The organism is Micromonospora sp. CPCC 205558, from assembly GCF_036902955.1.
Taxonomy (GTDB): Bacteria; Actinomycetota; Actinomycetes; order Mycobacteriales; family Micromonosporaceae; genus Micromonospora.
Window position 1 is genome coordinate 21,687 of the sequence record NZ_JBAKHR010000044.1, and the last position, 20,686, is coordinate 42,372.

General features: G+C 72.4%; 23 protein-coding genes. 8 read left to right on the forward strand and 15 right to left on the reverse strand.

Annotation, left to right across the window (positions count from 1 at the left end):
• Positions 1-23: 23 nt before the first annotated feature.
• From V6U86_RS31175 to V6U86_RS31185, 3 genes are all read right to left on the reverse strand, one after another.
• Positions 24-1,469, reverse strand: coding sequence for a sensor histidine kinase (locus tag V6U86_RS31175; RefSeq protein ID WP_334509726.1), 1,446 nt, complete (start codon positions 1,467-1,469; stop codon positions 24-26).
• Positions 1,470-1,500: 31 nt separating this feature from the next.
• Positions 1,501-2,247, reverse strand: coding sequence for a response regulator transcription factor (locus V6U86_RS31180; RefSeq protein WP_334509671.1), 747 nt, complete (start codon positions 2,245-2,247; stop codon positions 1,501-1,503).
• 112 nt (positions 2,248-2,359) lie between these two features.
• The gene (locus tag V6U86_RS31185; RefSeq protein ID WP_030491015.1) at positions 2,360-2,590 is read right to left on the reverse strand and encodes a hypothetical protein; all 231 of its coding nucleotides are present in this window, start codon (positions 2,588-2,590) and stop codon (positions 2,360-2,362) included.
• Between the two features lie 198 nt (positions 2,591-2,788).
• On the opposite strand from V6U86_RS31185, the gene V6U86_RS31190 reads away from it, so the two are divergent.
• The 3 genes from V6U86_RS31190 (at position 2,789) to V6U86_RS31200 (ending at position 5,511) form a co-directional block, all read left to right on the forward strand.
• Positions 2,789-3,736, forward strand: coding sequence for a serine/threonine-protein kinase (locus V6U86_RS31190; RefSeq protein WP_334509673.1), 948 nt, complete (start codon positions 2,789-2,791; stop codon positions 3,734-3,736).
• A gap of 70 nt (positions 3,737-3,806) precedes the next feature.
• The gene (locus V6U86_RS31195; RefSeq protein WP_334509675.1) at positions 3,807-4,232 is read left to right on the forward strand and encodes an OsmC family protein; all 426 of its coding nucleotides are present in this window, start codon (positions 3,807-3,809) and stop codon (positions 4,230-4,232) included.
• Between the two features lie 430 nt (positions 4,233-4,662).
• Positions 4,663-5,511: a hypothetical protein gene (locus tag V6U86_RS31200; protein WP_334509677.1), complete on the forward strand. Its 849-nt coding sequence runs from the start codon at positions 4,663-4,665 to the stop codon at positions 5,509-5,511.
• A gap of 139 nt (positions 5,512-5,650) precedes the next feature.
• Here the strand turns inward: V6U86_RS31200 and V6U86_RS31205 are convergent, their stop codons facing one another.
• The 5 genes from V6U86_RS31205 to V6U86_RS31225 form a co-directional block, all read right to left on the reverse strand.
• Positions 5,651-6,172: an ATPase gene (locus tag V6U86_RS31205; protein WP_334509679.1), complete on the reverse strand. Its 522-nt coding sequence runs from the start codon at positions 6,170-6,172 to the stop codon at positions 5,651-5,653.
• A gap of 114 nt (positions 6,173-6,286) precedes the next feature.
• The gene (locus V6U86_RS31210; protein WP_334509681.1) at positions 6,287-6,733 is read right to left on the reverse strand and encodes a response regulator; all 447 of its coding nucleotides are present in this window, start codon (positions 6,731-6,733) and stop codon (positions 6,287-6,289) included.
• Positions 6,734-6,815: 82 nt separating this feature from the next.
• Complete coding sequence (locus V6U86_RS31215) at positions 6,816-7,163, reverse strand: STAS domain-containing protein (protein ID WP_334509683.1); 348 nt, start codon at positions 7,161-7,163, stop codon at positions 6,816-6,818.
• Positions 7,164-7,277: 114 nt separating this feature from the next.
• Positions 7,278-8,315, reverse strand: coding sequence for a cobalamin B12-binding domain-containing protein (locus V6U86_RS31220; RefSeq protein ID WP_334509685.1), 1,038 nt, complete (start codon positions 8,313-8,315; stop codon positions 7,278-7,280).
• Complete coding sequence (locus tag V6U86_RS31225) at positions 8,312-10,069, reverse strand: PP2C family protein-serine/threonine phosphatase (RefSeq protein WP_334509687.1); 1,758 nt, start codon at positions 10,067-10,069, stop codon at positions 8,312-8,314. Before V6U86_RS31225 ends, V6U86_RS31220 begins: the two co-directional genes overlap by 4 nt.
• A 159-nt stretch (positions 10,070-10,228) precedes the next feature.
• On the opposite strand from V6U86_RS31225, the gene V6U86_RS31230 reads away from it, so the two are divergent.
• Complete coding sequence (locus V6U86_RS31230) at positions 10,229-10,561, forward strand: STAS domain-containing protein (RefSeq protein ID WP_334509689.1); 333 nt, start codon at positions 10,229-10,231, stop codon at positions 10,559-10,561.
• 75 nt (positions 10,562-10,636) lie between these two features.
• On the opposite strand, the gene V6U86_RS31235 is transcribed toward V6U86_RS31230, so the two are convergent.
• The gene (locus tag V6U86_RS31235; RefSeq protein WP_334509691.1) at positions 10,637-10,951 is read right to left on the reverse strand and encodes a hypothetical protein; all 315 of its coding nucleotides are present in this window, start codon (positions 10,949-10,951) and stop codon (positions 10,637-10,639) included.
• A 200-nt stretch (positions 10,952-11,151) separates the two neighbouring features.
• Here V6U86_RS31235 and V6U86_RS31240 point away from each other — a divergent pair, with 200 nt between their 5' ends.
• From V6U86_RS31240 to V6U86_RS31250, 3 genes are all read left to right on the forward strand, one after another.
• Complete coding sequence (locus V6U86_RS31240; RefSeq protein WP_334509693.1) at positions 11,152-12,129, forward strand: DUF2267 domain-containing protein; 978 nt, start codon at positions 11,152-11,154, stop codon at positions 12,127-12,129.
• 115 nt (positions 12,130-12,244) lie between these two features.
• On the forward strand, positions 12,245-13,039 hold the full coding sequence (locus V6U86_RS31245; RefSeq protein ID WP_334509695.1) for a spermidine synthase: 795 nt from the start codon (positions 12,245-12,247) through the stop codon (positions 13,037-13,039).
• Between the two features lie 58 nt (positions 13,040-13,097).
• Positions 13,098-14,192 (forward strand): AI-2E family transporter, encoded by a 1,095-nt coding sequence (locus V6U86_RS31250; RefSeq protein ID WP_334509697.1) that lies wholly within the window; start codon positions 13,098-13,100, stop codon positions 14,190-14,192.
• Between the two features lie 68 nt (positions 14,193-14,260).
• On the opposite strand, the gene V6U86_RS31255 is transcribed toward V6U86_RS31250, so the two are convergent.
• A complete protein-coding gene (locus V6U86_RS31255; protein WP_334509699.1) occupies positions 14,261-15,562 on the reverse strand; it encodes an NAD(P)/FAD-dependent oxidoreductase in 1,302 nt (433 codons plus the stop codon).
• Positions 15,563-15,761: 199 nt separating this feature from the next.
• On the opposite strand from V6U86_RS31255, the gene V6U86_RS31260 reads away from it, so the two are divergent.
• Entirely contained in the window at positions 15,762-17,231 is a 1,470-nt protein-coding gene (locus V6U86_RS31260; protein ID WP_334509701.1) for a M1 family metallopeptidase, read from the forward strand.
• Positions 17,232-17,268: 37 nt separating this feature from the next.
• Here V6U86_RS31260 and V6U86_RS31265 read toward each other — a convergent pair whose 3' ends face one another.
• From V6U86_RS31265 to V6U86_RS31285, 5 genes are all read right to left on the reverse strand, one after another.
• Positions 17,269-17,796 (reverse strand): GNAT family N-acetyltransferase, encoded by a 528-nt coding sequence (locus V6U86_RS31265; protein ID WP_334509703.1) that lies wholly within the window; start codon positions 17,794-17,796, stop codon positions 17,269-17,271.
• 350 nt (positions 17,797-18,146) lie between these two features.
• On the reverse strand, positions 18,147-18,869 hold the full coding sequence (locus V6U86_RS31270; protein WP_334509705.1) for a VOC family protein: 723 nt from the start codon (positions 18,867-18,869) through the stop codon (positions 18,147-18,149).
• 266 nt (positions 18,870-19,135) lie between these two features.
• Positions 19,136-19,555, reverse strand: a complete 420-nt coding sequence (locus V6U86_RS31275) for a hypothetical protein (protein WP_334509707.1) — start codon at positions 19,553-19,555, stop codon at positions 19,136-19,138.
• 34 nt (positions 19,556-19,589) lie between these two features.
• On the reverse strand, positions 19,590-19,883 hold the full coding sequence (locus V6U86_RS31280; protein WP_334509709.1) for a DUF6510 family protein: 294 nt from the start codon (positions 19,881-19,883) through the stop codon (positions 19,590-19,592).
• A gap of 35 nt (positions 19,884-19,918) precedes the next feature.
• Positions 19,919-20,683: a ferredoxin reductase gene (locus V6U86_RS31285; protein WP_334509728.1), complete on the reverse strand. Its 765-nt coding sequence runs from the start codon at positions 20,681-20,683 to the stop codon at positions 19,919-19,921.
• Positions 20,684-20,686 lie beyond the last annotated feature (3 nt).

Here is a 20,686-nt window from a genome sequence, read left to right on the forward strand (position 1 = left end):
CCTGGCACGACGCCGTGCGCGAACTATGCGTCAGCTGTGGGATTCGGCAACCGGACGGTGAAGACGGTCCGACCTGGACGGCTCTGCACCCCGACGGTGCCGTGGTGGGCCTCCACCACCGCCGCGACGATCGCGAGGCCGAGGCCGGTGCTGCCCTGCGCGCGGGACCGGGAACTGTCGCCCCGGGCGAACCGCTCGAAGATCTCTGGTTGCAGCTCCACCGGCACCCCGGGCCCGTCGTCGGCGACGGTGAGCACGGCGCTGGCGGCGTCGACGGCCAACGTGGTGGTGACAGTGCTGCCCGGCGGGGTGTGCACCCGGGCGTTGGTGAGCAGGTTCGCCACCACCTGGTGCAGCCGGGCGGCGTCGCCGGGCACCCGGATCGCCACGTCGGGCAGTTCGAGCTGCCACCGGTGCTCGGGACCCGCGACGTGCGCGTCACTGACCGCATCCACCACCAGGGCGGTCAGGTCGACCGGTTCGACAGCGAGGGGACGGCCGGTGTCGAGGCGGGCCAGCAGCAGCAGGTCGTCGACGAGGCTGGTCATCCGGGTGCTCTCCGACTCCACCCGGCGCAGCGCGTGCGCCACGTCGGCGGGAACCTCGTCGCGGCCCCGCCGGGCCACCTCGGCGTAGCCGCGGATCGCCGCGAGGGGCGTCCGCAGTTCGTGGCTGGCGTCGGCGACGAACTGGCGTACCCGGGTCTCGCTGGCCTGCCGGGCGGAGAGCGCGTCGGCGACGTGGCCCAGCATCCGGTTCAGCGCCGCGCCGACCTGACCGACCTCGGTGCGCGGGTCGGTGTCGGCGGCCGGCACCCGGACGGCGAGCGCCACCTCCCCCCGGTCCAGGGGCAGCTCGGCGACGTGGGTGGCGGTGGCGGCCACCCGGTGGAGTGGGCGCAGGGTGGCCCGCACGATCAGCGCTCCGGCGGCACCGGCGATGATCAGCCCGGCTGCGGCCACCCCGAGCTGCGCCGCGACCATCCGCCAGACGATCTCCTGGACGCCGGCGAGGGGGATCGCGACGACGCGCACCCGGCCGTCCCAGTACTGCCGGGCCACGGCCCGGTAGTCACCGCGATCGCCGAGGTCGACGGTGCGCGGTGCGGTGTCGACCGTCAGGTCCGCCAGCGCGGCGACCTCCCCCACCGGCACCGACCTCGGGTCGGGGAACGCGTCGGAGGCGCTGTTGGTCAGGGTCCGGGCGCTGGTCACCCGACCGTCGGCGATCTCGGCGACCACCGTGCCGGACGGCAACCCGGGTGGGATGGCCGGTCCGTTGCCGGGGAAGGCCGGCCGCCCCGGACGGTCCCCCCGCAGGCCCGTCGCGGGGGCCAGCTGCGCGTCCAGCCGGTCGATCAGGAAGTGCCGCAGCGCCACCGTGGTCAGGCCGCCGATCGCGACGCTGACCAACGCCAGCAGCGCGAGCAGGGCAAACACCAGTCGGGTACGCAGGGACCGCCCGGCCAGGCAGCCGCGGGCGGCGCGCAGCGGGCGGCGCCTACTCGGCGGGCTTGAGGACATAGCCCGCGCCGCGCAGAGTGTGGATCATCGGCGGCCGACCGGCATCGATCTTCTTACGCAGGTACGAGATGTACAGCTCCACCACGTTGGCCTGGCCGCCGAAGTCGTAGTTCCACACCCGGTCGAGGATCTGCGCCTTGCTGAGCACCCGACGCGGATTGCGCATCAGGTAGCGCAGCAGCTCGAACTCGGTGGCGGTGAGGGTGACGAGTTGGCCGGAGCGGCGGACCTCGTGGCTGTCCTCGTCGAGGCTGAGGTCACCGACTGTCAACACCGCCTCCTCCCGGGCGGCGATCGCCAGCCCGGAGCGGCGCAGCAGCGCGCGCAGCCGGGCGATCACCTCCTCCAGGCTGAACGGTTTGGTGACGTAGTCGTCGCCGCCCACGGTCAACCCGGCAATGCGTTCCTCGACCGCGTCGCGGGCGGTCAGGAAGAGCACCGGCACGGTGGGGGCGTGCTCGCGTAGCCGGCGCAGCACCTGGAAGCCGTCCAGGTCGGGCAGCATCACGTCGAGCACCACGGCGTCCGGCTGGAACTGGCGGGCGGTGCTCAACGCCGTCATGCCGTCGCCGGCGGTGCGGACCTGCCAGCCCTCGTAGCGCAGGGCCATCGACAGCAGGTCGGTGAGCGTGGGTTCGTCGTCGACCACCAGCACCCGGACGGGTTCGCCGTCCGGGCGACGCAGCTCGATCCGGCTCGGCGCGGCCTGCCCGTTCATGACCATGCCCCCATCGTGGCCACGATGTCTGTACCGCGCCCCTGCGGAAGCTGTGCGTCAGCTGTGCGGCCGGGCCGACGCGACGCCGGCGTCGCCACCGGTCAGCCCCGCCTCGTGGTCACTCGGACACCCCGTACGCGTCGGTGCGCACGAAACGCATGCTCCAGCCGCCCGCCTCGTCCGGCCGGTCACGTTCGTAGAGGTGGTCGGGGCCGGGCTGCACCGGGCCCGTACCGTCCGGGTGCCGCATGACCCAGCGCTGGGGTGGGGCGCCGTCCGACCCGGCCGGCAGCAGCCGGACCAGACCGTCCGCGGGCCCGCCGACGAAGCGTACGGTGACCTCGCTCATCGCGGCGTCCCCTCGGTGACCGTGCCGGCACAATCGGTGACACCGGCTCTGGCTCGCAAGCTACCGCACCCGCCGCCGGAGCGCAGCGAGGTGCGCGGGGGCATCCGACCCGAATCCTGCTCCGGTTTGCCCAGTTCAACGCGCGGGTACCGGCACCTGAGCACCCGCCGCCGGCGGGGCGAGGGCGAGGAGTGGTCGATGCGCACGCTGGACGGGCGGTACCGGCTCGAAGGGCGCATCGGTGTCGGCGGGATGTCCGAGGTGTGGCGCGGGCACGACCAGGTGCTGGACCGGCCGGTCGCGGTGAAGCTCATCTCGCCCGGTCGCGACGATCAGGACGGCCTGGTGGACCGGATCCGCACCGAGGCCCGTTCGGCGGCCCGCCTCGTGCACCCCAACGTGGCGAGCGTGCACGACTTCGGCACCTCCTCGACGTGGCCGGGCCGACCGGTGCCCTACATCGTGATGGAGTTGGCCGAGGGCGAGACGCTCGCCGTGCACCTGCGCAACGGGCCGCTGTACTGGCAGATCGCGGTGCGGGTCTGCGCGGAGGTCGCCGCCGCGCTGGCCGCCGCGCACGCCGAAGGCATCGTGCACCGCGACGTCAAGCCAGCCAACGTGATGCTCACCCCGGCCGGCGTGAAGGTGCTCGACTTCGGCATCGCCATCGCCGCCGGAGCACTGGACCCGATGCCGACCGGGATGGTGCTCGGCACCCCGGCGTACCTGGCGCCCGAGCAACTGGACGAGGCACCGGCCACCCCGGCCGCCGACATGTACGCCCTCGGCGTGCTGCTGTACTACAGCCTCACCGCCCGCCTGCCGTACCGCGCGGCGACCGCCAGCGAGTTGCTCTCCGTACGCCGTTGCCAGCCGCCGGAGCCGCTGCCCGACATCGCCGGGCTCCCGGCGGAGGTCGCCGAGCTGTGCCACTCCTGCCTCGCCGACGACCCCGAGCGGCGTCCGAGCAGCCTGGTCGCGGCGCTGCTGCTGGCCGAGGCGGTGGACGCGCGGGTGTACGTGCCGATGACGATCCCGACGGCCCGCCGCCAGGCCTCGACGTCGCCGTGGACCGAACGGGCCGCTGCGGAGGCCACCGAGGCGGTGGCGCTGGTGGACGAGCCGAGCATGCCCTCCGGCCGCTGACCGTACGGCCCACGGCGTTTCGTCGGGCGGCGGCGGGGTAGCCGAGCCGGTGAGCGACGGGAGAAACGCGATGCCGGATCAGAGTTCCTGGCTGCGTGAAGCCACAGCGACCGCCGAGGGCGGTCACGTACGCACCGACGATGGCGGGCTCTCCACCGCGCTGGCCTCACCGCTGGCGCCGCACTGCACCGGGCTGACCCCGGAACAGTTGCTGGCTGCGGCCTTCGCGTCCTGCCTGCATCACGCGGCGGTGGAAGTGGCCGGGGAGATCACCGACGAGGCGCACACCTTGCAGGTCCGGGCGGAGGCGAGGCTGGGACGGGACGACGACGGCCGGTACCGGGCCGACGTGCACGCCGAGATCTCCTCAGCCGGCCTGAGCCGAGATCAACTGGCCGACCTGGTCGAGTACGCCGACCGGCTCTGGCCGTTCTCCAGCAGCGACACCAGCCGACACCGACTGACAGTCACCCCAGCCGAGAACGGCCGACACTGACTCCACGCTCCAGGTCCTCCCCCGCCACCCACCCACCCACCCACCCGCACGCCCCACCCACCCGCACGCACGCCCCACCGCGCCGATCTTGCACTTTCGGTCGTCGATATGAGGCGTAGTGCCCCCTATGCCGCGACAGCAAGTGCAAGATCGCCGAGGTGGGGGGTCTGGGGGGGTCTGGGGGCCGGTTGGTGGGGGTGGGCCTCGGTTGTTCGGCTGAGTCATGACGTTTGCTGGAGGTGCGGCCGGCGGAGTGGCGGGGGGACCGCATTCGCCCGGCAAGTCGGGCATAACCGTCTGGAGTGATCTGCGAGGTTGATTGGCTTCGCTGGGGTTTTGCCCACTTAAGTCGGCAAGATCAGGGCAAATTGTGGCGCATGCCACCGTATCGGCTGGTGGCGTCGGCCATTCAGCTCTTTAGCCTCGGCAGGTGCATCCCGACGACCCCTCCGCCCAGAAGCTGACCGACGCGCGCCCGACCACCCTCTCGGACGACGCCGCATCAACCGAACGGACGATCGGCCGTCACCGCGCTCCCGAGCCGACGAGGCGGGCCCTGCTGGGCTCGACCCCGGTGCGGGTCGCGCTGGCCACCGGTGTCACCTGCTGCCTCAGCCTCGTCGCGGTCGCCACCGCCCGGGGCAACGACGACACCCCTCGTCCTGTCGAGCCGCTCGCCGAGGCGGTGGCCGACCGCGCCGCCATCGCCGACGAACGCGCCTCCCGGTCGCTGGACCGCGACGCCGCCCCCGCCCGGATCCTGCCCAGCCCGACGGCCAAGCCGACGCCCACTCCCACCATCGTCCGTAAGGCGCCCAAGAAGCCGGTCAAGCCACGCCGCCCCCGGCCGGTCGCCGGCCTCGACCAGGCACAGATGGACAATGCGAAGATCATCGTGGACGTCGGCCTGGAGATGAAGATGCCGCGCCGCGCCCTGGTGGTGGCACTGGCCACCGCCATGCAGGAGAGCAACCTCTACAACCTGGCAAGCGACGTCCTCCCCGAGTCGGCGCAGTACCCGAACCAGGGCAGCGGCTCCGACCACGACTCGGTCGGGCTGTTCCAGCAGCGGCCCAGCAGCGGCTGGGGCACGGTGGCCCAGCTGATGCGCCCGTCGTACGCCGCGCGGGCCTTCTACAGCGCGCTCAACGAGATCCCCGGCTGGCAGGACATGAGCGTCACCGCCGCCGCCCAGGCCGTGCAGATCTCCGCCTACCCCGACGCGTACGCCCAGCACGAGGACCGGGCGACCACCGTGGCGGCGGCGCTCACCGCCTGAGCACGGGCGCCCAGGCCCGTGCCGCCGGCCTCAGCGACGGCGGCAGCCCTGCGACGGCCCGGCGACGGCCCGGCGACGGCCTCAGCGACGGCCTCAGCGACGGCCTCAGCGACGGCCCGGCGGCGGCCCTGCGACGGCCTCAGCGACGGCCCGGCGGCGGCTCCGCGCCCGCGTCCAGCCCGCCGACGCCCACGCGACTGCCCGGAACCCCGGCCGCCGCGGTCGGGGTGTCGGCGGGCACCTGGTCGACAGTCACCTGGCTGAGGATCTCCTCCACCCGCGCCTCGCGCCGTCGGCGGGCGTCCAACGCCGCCTCGACGTCACGTCGGGCCTGCACGGCCTCCGCGTACGCCCGCTCCCGCACCCGCCGCGCCTCCTCGCGGGCCTCGTCGAGCTCGACGCGGGCCTGGGCCAGAATCTCGGCGGCCTCGCGCCGCACCGCGTCTGCGGCGTACCGGGTGACGGCGGCGTCGCCCAGGTCCAGCCGTTGCAGGAGCCCACTGAGCCAGGCCGCCTCCTGGCGGATCTCGTCCCATTCCCGGGCCGCCCCGGCCACGCCCTCGGCCCGCGCCGCGAGCCGGGACAACCGGATCCCCAACTCGTCCAGGCAGTAATCCACCTGCCGCTGGTCGTAACCGCTTTCAACGACCGAGAACCTCATGCTGTCGCCCCCCAGGCAGGTGCTGTTACTTCCCCACCTGGATCCTCGGCCGGGACCGCTCGCGCCGAGGAGGTTCGGGAAAAATGTTCAGCATGCGCTCAGGGTGGCGCAGGGTCACCCGCGCTTGGGCAGCACGACGACCCGGCCGAAGAACTCGTCGATGCGGCGGACCACATCGTTGAAGTCGTCCAGGTCGATCGGCTTGGTGACGTACGCGTTGGCCTGCAACGTGTAGCTGCCGAGAATGTCGGTGTCGGCGTTGGAGGTGGTCAGCACGACGATCGGGATGGTCCGCAGATCCTCGTCCTGCTTGACCGCGCCGAGCACCTGCCGACCGTCCATCCGCGGCATGTTCAGATCGAGCAGGATCATGTCCGGTCGGTGGGCCTGCTCGTGTCGACCCTCGGCGCGGAGAAACTCCATCGCCTCCTCGCCGTCACTCACCACGTCGATGATCTTGTCGACGTCGGAGTCCGCCAGCGCCTCCTCGATCATCAGCACGTCACCCGGGTCGTCGTCGACCACCAGGATGCGTACCGGCTGCGGGCTGTCTACGCCCATCACTACCTGCCTCAGAGTCGGCGGGGACGGGACCCTGACGGTCACCGCACTGGCGAAAATGCTGGCGGGAAAATTTAGCCCATCAGGAAGCACTGCGGAGCGCGGGGTCAACCGACTCCGGTTCGTAGCGCAACACGTCGGCGAGGCCGGTCACCCGCAGCACCCGCTCGACCCGCCCATGGGCGCCGGTGAGCCGGAGCCACCCCCCGTCGGCCGCCGCCCGATTGTCGCCGCGGACGAACACGGCCATCCCGGTGGAGTCGCAGAACGTGAGGTCGGTCAGGTCGAGCAGCACCCGGGTCTCGCCCGTCGCGGTGAGCCGGTCGATCACGGCGGCCAGCTCGGGGGCGGTGCTCAGGTCCAGCTCGCCCGCGAGCCGCAGGCAGGCGCCACCCCCGTCGCGCTGGACGTAGTTGACGCTGAACGTCACCGTTCTCCCCCTCGCTCCCACCCACGGCGGGACATTTGCGGTCTGGCAAGTATACGCAGAGCTGATCGACCGCCGCCGAGCGCGGTGATCGATCCGAAGCCGGCGGCGGGTCGGTCAACGGGGCATATCGGGCAGCGCCGCGCACCCCAGCGACAGCGCCCGGGCCGCCCGGGGGAAGTCCCGCAACGCGGCGCCGTAGTGCTCCAGCGGCAGGGCGATCGCCCCGACGGGCACCCCACGGCTGAGCAGGATCCCCGACAGCCACTGCACGAACTCGGTGAACAACGAGGCATCGTCGACGTAGACCGCGGCGGCCAGGAAATCCACTATGTGGCCCAGGTCGCTCACTGTCGCGTCGAGCTGCGCGGCGGTGTACGCCCGTGCCGCCGGCACCCGCTCCAGCAACTGGGCCAACGCGCTGTCGATCAGCTCACCGCGACGACGCACCAGGCTGGCGTACTCGTCGTCGGCCAGGTGGGCCAGCCGCGCCGGCGGCACCCCGCGCAGCGTCCGCTCGTCGGCGACCAGCTCGGCCGCCGAGGGCGCGTCCGGCGCCCAGGCCACCCCGAGCCGCCGCGCCCACCGGCCGTCCGCGCCGAACCCGCGCCCGCCGACCACCACCGGCACGTCCGAGCGACGGCATGCCTCGATCATCCGGTGGGCGTGCGGCAGGCGCATCGGCAGCGCGCACGCAAGCGCGACCGCGTGCGCGTCGTAGCGGTGCAGGTACGACACGAGGTGCGCCGCGGGCACGCTGGCACCCAGGAAGGTCACCTGCCACCCGCGTAACCGCAACACCTCGGCCACCAGCCGGGGCGGCAGCGCGTGCCACTCGCCGTCCATGCAGGCGACCACCACCCGGCCGCCGGTCGGCCGCGGCTTGACGTGCGCGGACACCGCAGCCACCACCTGCTCGCTGATGTGGGTGGCCGCGTGTTCCTGGGCGACGCTCCACTCGTTGCGCGCCCACCGCTCGCCCACCTCGGCCTGGGCGGGCGCGACCAGGTCGAGCAGCACCCGCTCCGCCGCGACGCCGGCGTCGAGCAGGCCGATCGCCAGGTCGGTCGCGGCATACTCGTCGGCGTCGGCGAGGTGGTCCAGGTAACCGGAGTACGCCTCACCCAGGTCGGCAGCGGCCGTGGCGGCGGTCACGCGTCAGTCCCCTCTGTCTGGTCGATGCCGGCGGGCACCGAGCGCAGGTGCCGCCCGCCGCGACCGCTCAGGCCAACCGCTCGCAACGCCAGCACGGCGATGTCGTCGTGGTCGCCCTGTGCCAGCCAGTCGCAGGTGACCTGCTCGACCCGTTCGGCCAGGGCCGGCGCGGGCATCCGCTGGCAGCCGGTCAGCGCCGTGACCAGCCGCTCGGGGCCGAACTGCTCGTCCCCGCGCCGACCACCCCGGGCCTCGGTCACACCGTCGCTGTAGAGCAGGCAGGTCTCGCCCGGCGCCAGGCGCACGGTCACCTCCCCGACGCGGGGGTCGGGGACCACCCCGATCAGCATGCCGCGCAACGGCACCGCCTCCACCTCACCGGAGCCGCGCAGCACCAGGGGCGGCAGGTGCCCGCCGCCGGCCATGCTGAGGGTGAGGCCACCGTCGCGCTCCGGCCGGGCCACGCCGAGCACTATCGTGGCGAAGCGGCCCTGGCCGTGCGCCTGGGTGGTCTCCAGCAACGCGTCGTTGAGCAGCTGCAGCAACCGCGCGGGATGCGACTCCAACCGGTGCAGCGCCTGCAGGCACTGGCGCAGTTGGCCGGTGAAGACGGCGGCTTCGACGCCCTTGCCCGACACGTCGCCGAGGAAGAACAGCGAGCCGCCGTCGGTGAGCCGGTGCGAACCGTAGAAGTCGCCGCCGATGCGCAGCCCCGCCTGCGCGGGCCGGTACGCGGTGCCCCACTGCACGCCGACGGCCTCGACCGGCTCGACCGGCAGGAGGCTGGCCTGGAGAGTGTCGACCACCTCCGCCTGGTCGCGGTAGAGCAGCGCGGTGGTCAACGCCGCGCCGGCTCGGGCCGCGAACGCGCGGACCAGCTCCACGTCGTCCTCGTCGTACCAGCGGGTGGCGCGGCGGGCCACCAGCAGCACACCGACCGGTGCGTCGCGGCCCGGCAGCGGGACGACCCGGGCGACGCTCTCCGTGCCGACGAGCCCCGGCAGCCAACCAGCGTCGACCGCCTGCTCGACCAGCCAGTCCACCGCGTGCGGCTCGGCCCCGGTGAGCCCGTCGGCGACGGCTGTCGGCAGCTCGCCGCCGACCAGCACGCCGCTGTCCACCGCCGGCGCGTCCTCGTCGGTGCGCGAGGCCCGCCACCAGCGGGCGCGCCCGGACCGCGGGGCCAGCACCAGCACCGCCACCTCGGCCAGGGTCGGCACGGCGAGTCGGACGACCGCAGCGGCGGCCCGGTCGGGGTGCAGAGGGTTGCCCAGCTTGTCGCCGACCACGGCCAGGAAGGCCGAGCGCGCCCGTTCGGCGAGCAGCGCGTCGGCGCGGCTGACACTGTCGGTGACGTCCTCGACATACCAGCAGCAGCGGGCGCCGGAGAGCGGCACCTGGCGCGCGGTGAGCCGCCGCCCACGATGGGTGAACCCGCCGCCGGCATCGTCGCTCAGCCCGGGCACCCCGGCCGCGCTGAGCAGCTCGCCGGACGTCACCTCGGGCAGCAACCGCTCGGCCACCGGGCTGACGTGCCGCACGACGCCGTCGGCGTCGCAGACCACCAGGCCCTCACGAAAATGTTCGACGACCTCGAACCAGTCGGGTGCGACCTGGCCCCGATCGGGGGCCAGCGGCGGCAGAGCCGCTGGGGGGCGGCGAACGTCGGCGGACGACGGCGAGGGTTGTGTGGTGCTCGGCGTGGAGAGCCGTCCGTCGCCCGGGTCGAAGTCCCTGACGTCGGAAGCAGTCACCAGCTGAGCCTCACCAGCTCACCCTACGCCCGAACCCGGACAGCGGCATCCCACGACAGGTGGCGGGCACCGCCACGGCGGGGGACGCCGGACGAAGGAAACGGATGCGTGTCCTCGCCCCCGCTTTGCGTTTTGTCGCCCGACAAGGAAGATGGACGGATGCCTGACCAGCTGTTGACAATCGAGACAACCCGGCTCGCCGCCGGGCACGTCCGACTCCGGCTGACCGGCGACCTCGACTACGACACCGCGCCCGAGCTGATCGCTGCGGCGGCCGAGCTGCACGGCGACGCCCCGGTGCTGGTCGACCTGACCGGGGTGACCCTGTGCGACTCCTCCGGGCTCAGCGCGTTGCTGGTGGTGCACCGGGCCGCCGGGGCGATCCGGCTGACCGGCGTCAGTCCGCAGCTCCAGCGGATGCTGGACCGCACCGGCCTGAGTGAGTTGCTGGCCGTGGCCTACTCCGACGACGACGTACGCGCGATCGGCTGATCCGCAGGCCATCCCCGGATGCGAACGGGGATGGCCCCCGACCCTGGGACCTGGGGTCGGGGGCCGGAGGAATGTCTAGGGTGCCGTCATCGGCTGGAGCCGGGGGCCGTCTTCACGCAGCTCGCCGATCGGGGTCTCGTCGACGTCCTCTGGCTCCCCCGAATCGGGCGTCTGGTACAGGTAGCGGACGAACTGCCCACCCGCCTCGTTGTCGTCCGCGCCGGGCCACTGGCCGATGCAGTCCATGCCGATTACCTCACGGCCGGTCCCGTCGGCCTCCTCCAGTAGCGCCCACAGGCTCACCGGATAACACCTGGTGACCTCAGGCGTGAGCTGCCAGCGGGCGTACCAGCCGGGTCGGGCGGGGACGATCTCGACGATCTCCTTCATGACGACCTTCCTTCCGCGTACCTCGGAAGAACTCCGGTCCTGACCCGATCATGTGGGCCGTGCGGGTGAGCACCCCTCACCCCTGCCGGATGAAGCGGGCGGAGGCCGTTCCGACCCCGGCCGGCGGCCTCCGTTTCGTCCTCCGCGACGGCGGGAAGGCGACTGGCGCAGCCACGATCCCCAGCGGAAGGGGTGCGACCATGCGCAAGCAGATGGAGGGCGACAACCAGCGGCGCCGGGCGCTGGCCCGGCAGGCCCGGGAACAGAATCGCCAGCCCAGCGAGATCGGCGCCAGCCTGAGCGCCTCCAAGCAGCTCAAGAGCCTTGAGGCGGGCAAGCGAGCCGGCCCACCAGCGGCCGGACCGCACAAACCGGACAGCACCCGCGGTGGGCCGGCACCGCCGCCGGTCGGTAACGCCGACAACCCGCGCCCTCAGCCGTCCCCGCCGAGCGGCGCGGCCGGTGTGCGCAGCATGGGCTACCACGACCTGGTCGACGAGGTACGGCGTCGCGCCGGGGTCGACTTCAAGACGGCCAAGGTGGGCACCGAGGCGACAGTGCTGGTCCTCGCGTTCGCCCTGGAGGCCGCCGAGCGGCAACGGTTGCTCGCCGCGGTGCCAGCGTCGCTGCACGACGTGGTGCCGGTCGACGGCATCGAGCGGCACCGGGACCTGCCCGGCTTCCTCGCCGAGGTGGGCCGGATCAGCGGCAACACCCCGGAGCAGGCCCGCTACCAGGCGGAGGCGACGATCGCCGCGCTCGCCGAGCAGGACGGCGACCTGGTCGAGTCGTTGCACGTACCCGACGGGTTGCGCGACCTGCTGAGCCCGCCGGAAGCCGGCGGCGGCCTGGTGGGCGCCTCCACCACCACACCCACCCTGGACGCCGACGAGATCAGGGCGGCGCTCGACGACCTGCCCTACTGGACCGGCGACACCCAGGGCCTCTACCGGGTGGTCGCGCTGCCGCCCGACAACCTGGACCGGGTGCTCGCCCGACTCGACCGGCTGCGCCAGGAGAACGGCCGCGGGCCGGGCATCGGGCGTCCGGGAGACACCGCCGCCGTGTTGACCGTGCGGACCAATCAGGCCAACGGGGTGACCGCGCTCGACGTGGACCTCGCCCGCCAGATCGATGACGCCATCGACGAGGTGGGGGCCGGAATGGCCGGCGGCTGACCGGCTACCGAACCATGGGCGGGCCGGCGGGCCGGGGGCGACCCCGCTCCGCCGGCCCGTCCGTCGCGCCGGGCCACCGATCGGGTGGACGGTGGGCTCGGCTAGCGTGCCGGACATGAACCGCGCCGCCGACCGGCTGGAACTGGTCGCCGACCCGGTCCGCCGGACCGGGCGGACACTGCTCTCCGCCGGGGTCGAGCAGTCGTACGTGGATGTCGAGGATCCCCGCCACCTGCACTTCGAGTACGTCCGGCGGATCGCCTCGGCGGTGGACGTGGCGGCCCCGCCCGACACGCCGCTGAGCGTCCTGCACCTGGGTGGCGGCGCGTTGACGCTGCCCCGCTGGCTGGCCGCCACCCGGCCCGGCTCCCCGCAACGGGTCGTCGAGCGGGACGCGGCGGTGGTCGAGCTGGTGGCTCGGGAGTTGCCACCGCTGCCGGCGGAGGTGCGGGTGGAGGTCGCCGACGCCCGGGACGCCCTGACCGCCACCCCGGCCGGGCGCTACGACCTGGTGATCGCCGACATCTACCGGGCGGCCCGGATGCCCCGGCATGTCCGCACCGTCGAGTTCGCCGCCGAGGTGGCCCGCGTCCTGCGCCCCGACGGGACGTATCTGGTGAACGTCACGGACCTGCCGCCACTGGTCGGCACCCGGGTGCAGGTGGCCACGTTGCGGGCGGTCTTCGCCGACGTGTGCGTGGTCGGCGACCGGCGGATGCTGCGCGGCCGCAGGTACGGCAATCTGGTGCTGGCCGCGACCTCCCGCCCCGGCGGGCTGCCGGTGGCCCGGTTGGCGGTGGCCGCCCTGCGCGACCCGGTGCCCGGGGGTCTGTTGCACGCCGCCGCGCTGGACACGTTCGTCGCCGGCGCCCACCCCGTCGCCGACGAGGAGGGCACCTCCCGCCACTGATCACCGTTGCGTCCCCGATGCCGGGTTTCCGACGGTGTGCGCGGGGAAGTCGCGCCGGGTGAGCGACACCGACGATCGGGGCACCGCGCGCCGAACCCTGATCGTGATCGGTCTGGTGCTGGCGACCGCGCTCGCGCTGGGCTTCGTGTACGCGACCCGCCGGGTGCTGGTCTGGGCGGTGGTCGCCGCGTTCTTCGCCGTCGCGCTCAAACCCCTCGTCGACCGGCTGCAACGGCGCCTCGTCCGGCGTCGGGCGTTGGCCACGCTGCTGGTGTTCCTCGGCGCGTTCGTGCTGCTGGCGATCCTGGCCGCACTCATCCTGGTGCCGCTGTTCGGGGAGGTGGGCCGCTTCGCCGACCGGGCGCCCGAGCTGCTGCGGGAGGCCCGCGCCGGGCAGGGCCCGGTGGGGCAGATGCTGGAGCGCACCGGGGCGCGGCGCTACGTCAGCGAACACTCCGAGCAGCTGCGCGACTTCGGCAGCCGGCTGCGCCAACCCGCGGTCGGTGTGCTGCGGGGCGTCGTCGAGTCGATCGCCGGGCTGGTCACGGTCATCGTGCTCGCGTACCTCATGGTGTTGGAGGCGCCGCGGATCACCTGCGGCCTGCTCGCGGCGGCCGGGGACGGTCAGGGCGAGCGGCTGCGGCGGGTGGGCCGGGAGGTGTCGCGCACCGTCACCGGCTACCTCACCGGGAACCTGCTGATCAGCGTGATCTGCGGGGCGCTGACCTACGCGGTGCTGGCCCTCACCGGGGTGCCCTTCGCGGCCGTGATCGCCCTGTTGGTGGCGGTGGCCGACCTGATACCGCTGGTCGGGGCGACCCTCGGCGCGGTGATCGCGGCCGGCGCCGGTTTCCTGCACTCCCCCACCGCCGGGGTGGTGGTGCTGGTCTTCTTCGTGCTCTACCAGCAGCTGGAGAACCACCTGCTGCAACCGCTCATCCTGTCGCGCTCGGTGCGGCTGAACCCGTTGACCGTGCTGGTCAGCCTGCTGCTCGCGGCGGAGCTGGCCGGTCTGCTCGGCGCGCTGCTGGCCATCCCCGCCGCCGGCATCGTCCAGACCCTGCTCCGCGAGTACGGCCCGCGCCGGCTCCGGCCCGCCCCGCCGGCCGGTCCGGCCCCCCGGTCGGCGCGGCCGGCCGGATCTCCTGACTGACCGACCGGCGCGGGTGCGGCCGACGCCAGCCAGTACCGGCCCCGCTGCCCGGCGACCGGGCTACCCGCTCAACGGGCCCGGGTCGCGACCTCGGGGGTGGTGCTCTCCAACGGCACCGCGTTCGCCGGCACCAGGCCCAACTGGACCGCGGACCGGGTCAACGCGGCGTCCAACGCCCAGTCGGCGCTGACCCGCGTGCGGTTTCCCGGCATCGCCATCAGGTGGTACGCCCGGGTGACCGCCTTGGCCGGCAACCCGCCCAGGTTGACGTGCAACGGGTTCGCCGCCGCGTCCTTGCCACCCAGGTCGACAACCCAGCCCAGGTCGTGGTGCTTGTACGGCTTGCGCCGGCCGAAACCGTACGACGCGGCGATGTTGTACGCCGCGCGCTTGCCCTGCCGCTGCGCGTGCTGGGCCGTCATCCCGCAGACCTTCCCCGGGTTGACCAGGTCGGGCACGGCTGCGGCGTCGCCGCACGCGTACACCTCCGGGTAGCCGGGAACGTTGAGGAACTCGTCGGTCACCAGTCGACCCCGGTCGGTCCGCAGGCCCAACTCGTTGACGAACGGGTCGGGGCGCACCCCCACACACCACACCAGGGTGCAGGTCGGCACGTACTCACCGTCGGTGAGCTTCACCCCGTCGCAGGTCGCCTCGGCCACCGAGGTGCCCATCCGCACGTCCACCCCACGCTTGTTGAGCACCTTGTGCGAGGTGTCCGACATCCGCTTGTCCAACTCCGGCAGCACCCGCGACGCCACGTCGAGCAGCATCCAGCGGGGGCGGACGCCGAGCCGGGGCCGCTGGGCGTGCAACGCGTCGGTGAACAGCTGCCCGTGCGCGGCGACCTCGGTGCCGGTGTAGCCCGCCCCGACCACCACGAAGGTGGCCCGGGCCTGCTGCTCGGCCGGGTCCTCGGCCTGCTCGGCCAGCTCGACCTGACGGACGATGTGATCATGCAGGTAGACGGCCTCGGGCAGGCCGCGGAAGCCGTGCGCGTACTCCGTCACCCCCGGGATGGGCAGCAACTTGTTGACGCTGCCCACGGCCAGCACCAACCGGTCGTACGCCAGCCGGTTCTTGTCCCCCTCGGCCTGGGTGAAGCCGACCCAGCGGTTCTGCAGGTCGACGTGGTCCGCCTCGCCGATCACCACCCGTACGCCCTTGAGCGTCCCGGTCAGCGGCACGGCGATCCGTTTGGGCTCGACCACCCCCGCCGCCACCTCGGGCAGCAGCGGCAGGTACAGGAAGTAGTCGGTGGAGTTCAGCAGCACGATCTCGGCCCGGTCCCGGGCGATCCGGCTCAACGTCTTCGCCGCGTGGTAACCGGCGAACCCGGCCCCCACGATCACCACACGAGGTTTCGTCATTGCGGGCCGTTTCCCGTCGCAGCCAGCGACAAACGTCCGAGGCGCCACCCGCGCTCAGGTCGGCGGCGGGCTCAGCCCAACCCCACCGGGGCTCCTGGGGAACGAATTAACAAGATGGCAACCCGGGTGCTAGCAACTTACCGGCGTGGCCAGGGCGTTTGAAGTCGCGCAACACGTCCCCGACCCTCGGAGCTCACAGGTGCGTACCCGATCCACCGTCGCCGTGCTGGCGTCCCTGACGCTGCTCGCCGGCTGCACAGCAGACCCAACAACCGCACCTACCTCAGGTGGCACCTTCTCGACCCCGTCCGGCGCACCGGCGCTCTCCGGCCCGTACGCGGCCTGGGCGGCTGGTGTCTCGGAGCCGGTCGTCGACCCGCTCTACCCCGAGCGCGGCACCGACGCGGTGGACGTGCTGCACTACGGACTGGATCTGAACTGGTCGCCCGCCACGCGCACCCTCACCGGCACCGCGACAGTGCACCTGCGCCCGACTCGGGACGCCCAGTCGGTGAGCCTGGACTTCAAGCCGTACACCATCGACACGCTCACGGTCGACGGCAAGAACGCCAAGGGCGCGGTGACCCGCGAGAAGCTGGTGGTCGAGACGCCGGTCCGGGCGGACGTCCCGATCACGCTCGTCGTCGGCTACCACGGCAAACCGTCCACCACCCCGATGCCATCCAAGCGGGGTGACTCCCACCCGCTCGGGCTGACCGTCGACAGCGACGGCGGAATCTGGACGATGCAGGAGCCGTTCGGCGCCTTCACCTGGTACCCGGCCAACGATCACCCCTCCGACGAGGCGCTCTACGACATCGCGGTCACCGCGCCGAAGGGTTGGACGGGGGTGGCCAGCGGCACCCCGGTCGGGCAGAACGGCAACACGTTCACCTACCGCAGCACCGCCCCGGTGGCGTCGTACGCGACGACGCTGGCGGTCGGCAGGTACAAGAAGCTGTCCGCCGAGGGCCCCCACGGCATCCCGGTCACCACCTGGTACCGCGCGAAGGACGCCCGGTACCTGCCGATGCTCAAGCGGTCCCCGGCGTTCCTGACCTGGCTGGAGAAGCGCTTCGGGCCGTACCCGTTCGATTCCGCCGGCCTGGTCATGGTCGAGTCCGGCTCGGCCATGGAAACCCAGCAGATGGTCACCATGGGCGAGGTCCAACCGGCACGCGGTGACCAGATGTTCGCCCTGACCGCCGTGCACGAGTACGCCCACCACTGGTTCGGTGACGCCGTCACGCTCACCGACTGGCGCGACATGTGGCTCAACGAGAGCTGGGGCCTCTACGCGCAGAAGCTCTACGAGAAGGACACGTACGGGCTCTCCGACGCCGAGCTGGTGAAGTCGAGCCGGCAACGCGACGGGGAACTGCGCAAGGAGTACGGCCCGCCGAGCAAGCCGGACCCCGCCGAGTTCGGCGCGACGAACGTCTACACCTGCGGCGCCGCGATGCTGCGCCAACTGCACCAGGCGCTGGGCGACGAGCGGTTCTTCGCGCTGGCACGCGGTTGGGTGCAGGAGAACCTGCACACCCAGCAGACCCGGGCGTCGTTCACCGCGTACGTCAACAAGCAGACCGGCCACGACTTCACCGCGCTCATCGACGCGTGGCTGGACTCCCCCACCACGCCGCCGGAGACCGCCCCGCTCCCGCAGTGACGCACCGACCGTCGGCCCGGCGCGGCCGGGCCGACGGTCAGGCGGGGGTTGGCGCGGTGATCGCCCAACGCTCGTGGTCGCGCCAGGCACCGTCGATGAACAGGTAGTCCGGGGAAAAGCCCTCCAACCGGAAACCGAGCTTGCGGGCCACCCGCCGGGACGGCTCGTTGCCCGGCTGGATGTTCGCCTCCAGCCGGTGCAAGCCGGCCGAGGTGAACGCGTGGTCGATCACCAGGGCGACGCCCGCCGAGGCGTGCCCGGTCCCGCTGTACGGCAGGAACGCCGCATACCCCAGGTAGCCACCGCGCAGCGCACCGAGCACGATCCCGCTGATGTTCACGTAGCCGGCGATCTCGCCGCTGGCCCGGTCGCAGATCAGGTAGCCGGCGCTGTCGCGGCGACGGATCCGGCGCAGATAGAGCTCGTACTCCTCGGGGCTGGCCGGCGCGTTCAACCACGGGTGGTGCAGGTCCCGACTGCGCCGCGCGGCGGCGACGAACTCGTCGGAGTCGGTGGGCCGAGGCCGCCTGATCGCGGCGGGACCACCGGTACGCAGGTATCTCACGGCGGATCACTCTGACCGACCGGTGCCACCGTTGTCCAACCGGCCGCCCGGTGCGTGGCGCCCCGCGGTCGCGTGATCGTGCTCGAACAAGGATGTCAACGCCATTGCGTTAGGCGGGACGGCTGTTCGGCCGCCTCGCCGATCATGCAGTTGTGATGGGCAACAAAACGCCCACAAACCGCCAAACCTGGCACCACAACTGCATGATCACCGCGCCCGCACCGCCCCTGCTCCGCGATCTTGCACTTTCTGTCCCGACACAAGCCGCATTCCACCCAAGTCGACAACAGAAACCGCAAGATCGGCGCTTACATCACCGATCAAGCACGATCATGCGAGCGATGGCCGCGCTAGAGGGGCGTCAGGAGGCTGAACTCCTGCCCATCGGGGTCGGCCAGCACCAACCGGCCGGCCCGGTCCTGGTCGGTGCCGACCAGGGTCGCTCCGAGCGAGAGCAGACGGGCAACCTCGACCTGCGGGTCGACGTCGACAGCCGGGGCGAGGTCGAACCGCACTCGGTCCCTGCCTCCGTTCGGCATGTACGGCGGACCGCCCCAGGAGATCTTCGTGCCGCCGTTCGGTGACTGGATCGCGGTCTCCTCGCCCTGGTCCCAGACCAGCGGCCACCCCAGCGCCTCACTCCAGAAGTACCCGACCTGCTGCGATCCGTCGCAGGCCAGCGCACCCACGAAGCCGCAGCCGGCGAGGAAGTTGTTGCCCGGAGCGATGACGTCGAACTCGTTGCCCTCGGGGTCGGCGAGCACCACATGATCGATCTCCGGGCCCTGCCCGATGTCGATGTGCCGTGCGCCCAACGCCAACGCCCGAGCCACAGTCTGCTGCTGGTCCTCCAGCGAACTGCTGGTCAGGTCGAAGTGCATCCGATTCTGGACGACCTTCGGCTGCTGGTTCGGGGCGAAGCGGATGTGGAACCCGTTGTCGTTGGTGGGTGGAAGCAGGACGCCGTCGCGTGGATCGTCGACGATCTCCCGCCCCAGCAGCCCGGACCAGAAGTGCGCGAGCCGCCGAGGCTCGCTCGCGTCGAAGCTGATCGCGAACAGGTGTGCGGTCATCGCTGCGCTCATCTCCCCTCGGACCGGACGCCGTGCCAGCCGTCGGAGCGGGAGCCTAGAGGTGTGCCGGGTCGACCGCACCCGAGTTTCGGCGGGGTCATCCCCCGGCAGGGCGGGGCCACAAGCCGGTCCGCCGAAGACTTGAGCGCCTGCTCAGCTCCGACGACCTCGACCCAGCGGCCACTACATCCACAAGGACCAACCCGACGCCGTGGTCGAAGCTGTCCTCGCCGAGGCCAGCCGGGAGACGCGGTAGCCAGGCCCACTCAGCGCCGCTGAACCGCGTACGGGGCCAGCCACGGGGCCAGCCACGGTGTGAGCGCGACGAGACCGACGGCGAGGGCGGTGATGACGGCCTGCCCGATCCGGCCCGGGGTGACACCGGCCGCAGGGTCCAGCACGTAGTTGGCGTACCCGTTCGCGGCCGCGTCCGTCACTAGCACCGCGCAGCCCAACACGAGCCCCTCCACCCGGCGAGCAACCAACAGCATCGCCGCCACCGGATCCCACAGCGTCAGGGACATGAAGTAGAACGTCAGCCAGCCGGGGAGGGCGAGCTGCGGCCCGAACTGGGGCAGGAGCAATTGCACCACGTGCACCGCGGTGCCGTAGGCGAAGACCAGCACGGCGACAGCCACCACGCACCGGACCGCGAGCGGCACACCACGCCATCGACCGGCGCTCATCCGGCCATCCTGCCTCAGCCGGGCGAGCCTTCCGTCAGAGCGGGCCGGGGAACGTCTGCTCCATCGGCATCGGCACCTGGAGGAAGGTGGTGCCGCGCATGTCCAGCCAGGCCCGGTCGGGCCCGCGCACCAGGCGCATCATCACCTCCTCGCAGGAGGGGCAGCGTGCGACGAGGCCCGGGGCGTGCGAGTAGACGTGCAGGCTGGCCATCGACCCGGTCATCCCGCAGTTCTCGCAGCGGCCCACCGCGCTGCTCAGGTCGACTGTGAACAGCTCGCGCATCGGGCCGTCGAGCATGTTGCCGTCCATGTACGACATCTCGGTCATCTGATCTCCTCGACACTGCGTGAGCGAGCGGGTGGTCAACCGGTGGGGCCGAAACGTTCGGTCTTGACCCGGCGCGACGGGTGCCCCAGCCCCACCAGCAGGTCGGCCACGGTCTCCACGAACGCGGTCGGGCCGCAGACGTAGGTGAGCGGTTCCAGGTCCGGCGGCCACCCGTGCGTGTTGACGTCGGCCAGACCGATCCGGTGCGGCTCACCGCGCCAGCCGTCCGGTGCTTCGCGGGTGTAGACGTACGCGATGTCCAGCCCGAAGTCGTCGCGGACCCGGCGGCGCAGCTCGTCGGCGTAGATCACGTCGACGGGGGTGCGCACCGAGTAGATCAGCCGGAACGGTGCCTTGCTGCCCACCGCCCGCCGTGCCCGGATCATCGCCATCAGCGGCACGATGCCGGAGCCACCGGCGACGAGCTGCACCGGCGCGGTCTCCTCGGGCCGCCAGATGAACCAGCCACCGAGCGGTCCGCGTACCTCCACCGGCTCGCCGGCGCCAAAGACATCAATGAGGTACGGGGACACCTCGCCGTCGTGCACCCGCTGGACGGTCACCTCGATGCGCGGGCCGCCGGGCCCGTCCACGGCCGGCCCGGCGATGGAGTACGAGCGGGCCGCCTGGTAACCGTCCGGGGCGGTGAGTCGCAGGTCGACGTGCTGCCCGGGCAGGTGCCCCGGCCAGTCCGGCACCTCCAGCACCAAAGTCTGCGCGGTCGGTGTCTCCACCCGGCGCTCCACCAGCCGGCCAACCTGCCAACGATTCGGCGTCCGGGCCGAGGTGCTCGTCGCCACGGC

Coding starts and splice junctions, on each gene's coding strand:
- V6U86_RS31180 (WP_334509671.1), bottom strand. CDS start 2,247: ATGGTCATGAACGGGCAGGCCGCGCCGAGCCGGATCGAGCTGCGTCGC.
- V6U86_RS31185 (WP_030491015.1), bottom strand. CDS start 2,590: ATGAGCGAGGTCACCGTACGCTTCGTCGGCGGGCCCGCGGACGGTCTG.
- V6U86_RS31190 (WP_334509673.1), top strand. CDS start 2,789: ATGCGCACGCTGGACGGGCGGTACCGGCTCGAAGGGCGCATCGGTGTC.
- V6U86_RS31195 (WP_334509675.1), top strand. CDS start 3,807: ATGCCGGATCAGAGTTCCTGGCTGCGTGAAGCCACAGCGACCGCCGAG.
- V6U86_RS31205 (WP_334509679.1), bottom strand. CDS start 6,172: ATGAGGTTCTCGGTCGTTGAAAGCGGTTACGACCAGCGGCAGGTGGAT.
- V6U86_RS31210 (WP_334509681.1), bottom strand. CDS start 6,733: ATGGGCGTAGACAGCCCGCAGCCGGTACGCATCCTGGTGGTCGACGAC.
- V6U86_RS31230 (WP_334509689.1), top strand. CDS start 10,229: ATGCCTGACCAGCTGTTGACAATCGAGACAACCCGGCTCGCCGCCGGG.
- V6U86_RS31235 (WP_334509691.1), bottom strand. CDS start 10,951: ATGAAGGAGATCGTCGAGATCGTCCCCGCCCGACCCGGCTGGTACGCC.
- V6U86_RS31240 (WP_334509693.1), top strand. CDS start 11,152: ATGCGCAAGCAGATGGAGGGCGACAACCAGCGGCGCCGGGCGCTGGCC.
- V6U86_RS31245 (WP_334509695.1), top strand. CDS start 12,245: ATGAACCGCGCCGCCGACCGGCTGGAACTGGTCGCCGACCCGGTCCGC.
- V6U86_RS31255 (WP_334509699.1), bottom strand. CDS start 15,562: ATGACGAAACCTCGTGTGGTGATCGTGGGGGCCGGGTTCGCCGGTTAC.
- V6U86_RS31270 (WP_334509705.1), bottom strand. CDS start 18,869: ATGACCGCACACCTGTTCGCGATCAGCTTCGACGCGAGCGAGCCTCGG.
- V6U86_RS31275 (WP_334509707.1), bottom strand. CDS start 19,555: ATGAGCGCCGGTCGATGGCGTGGTGTGCCGCTCGCGGTCCGGTGCGTG.
- V6U86_RS31280 (WP_334509709.1), bottom strand. CDS start 19,883: ATGACCGAGATGTCGTACATGGACGGCAACATGCTCGACGGCCCGATG.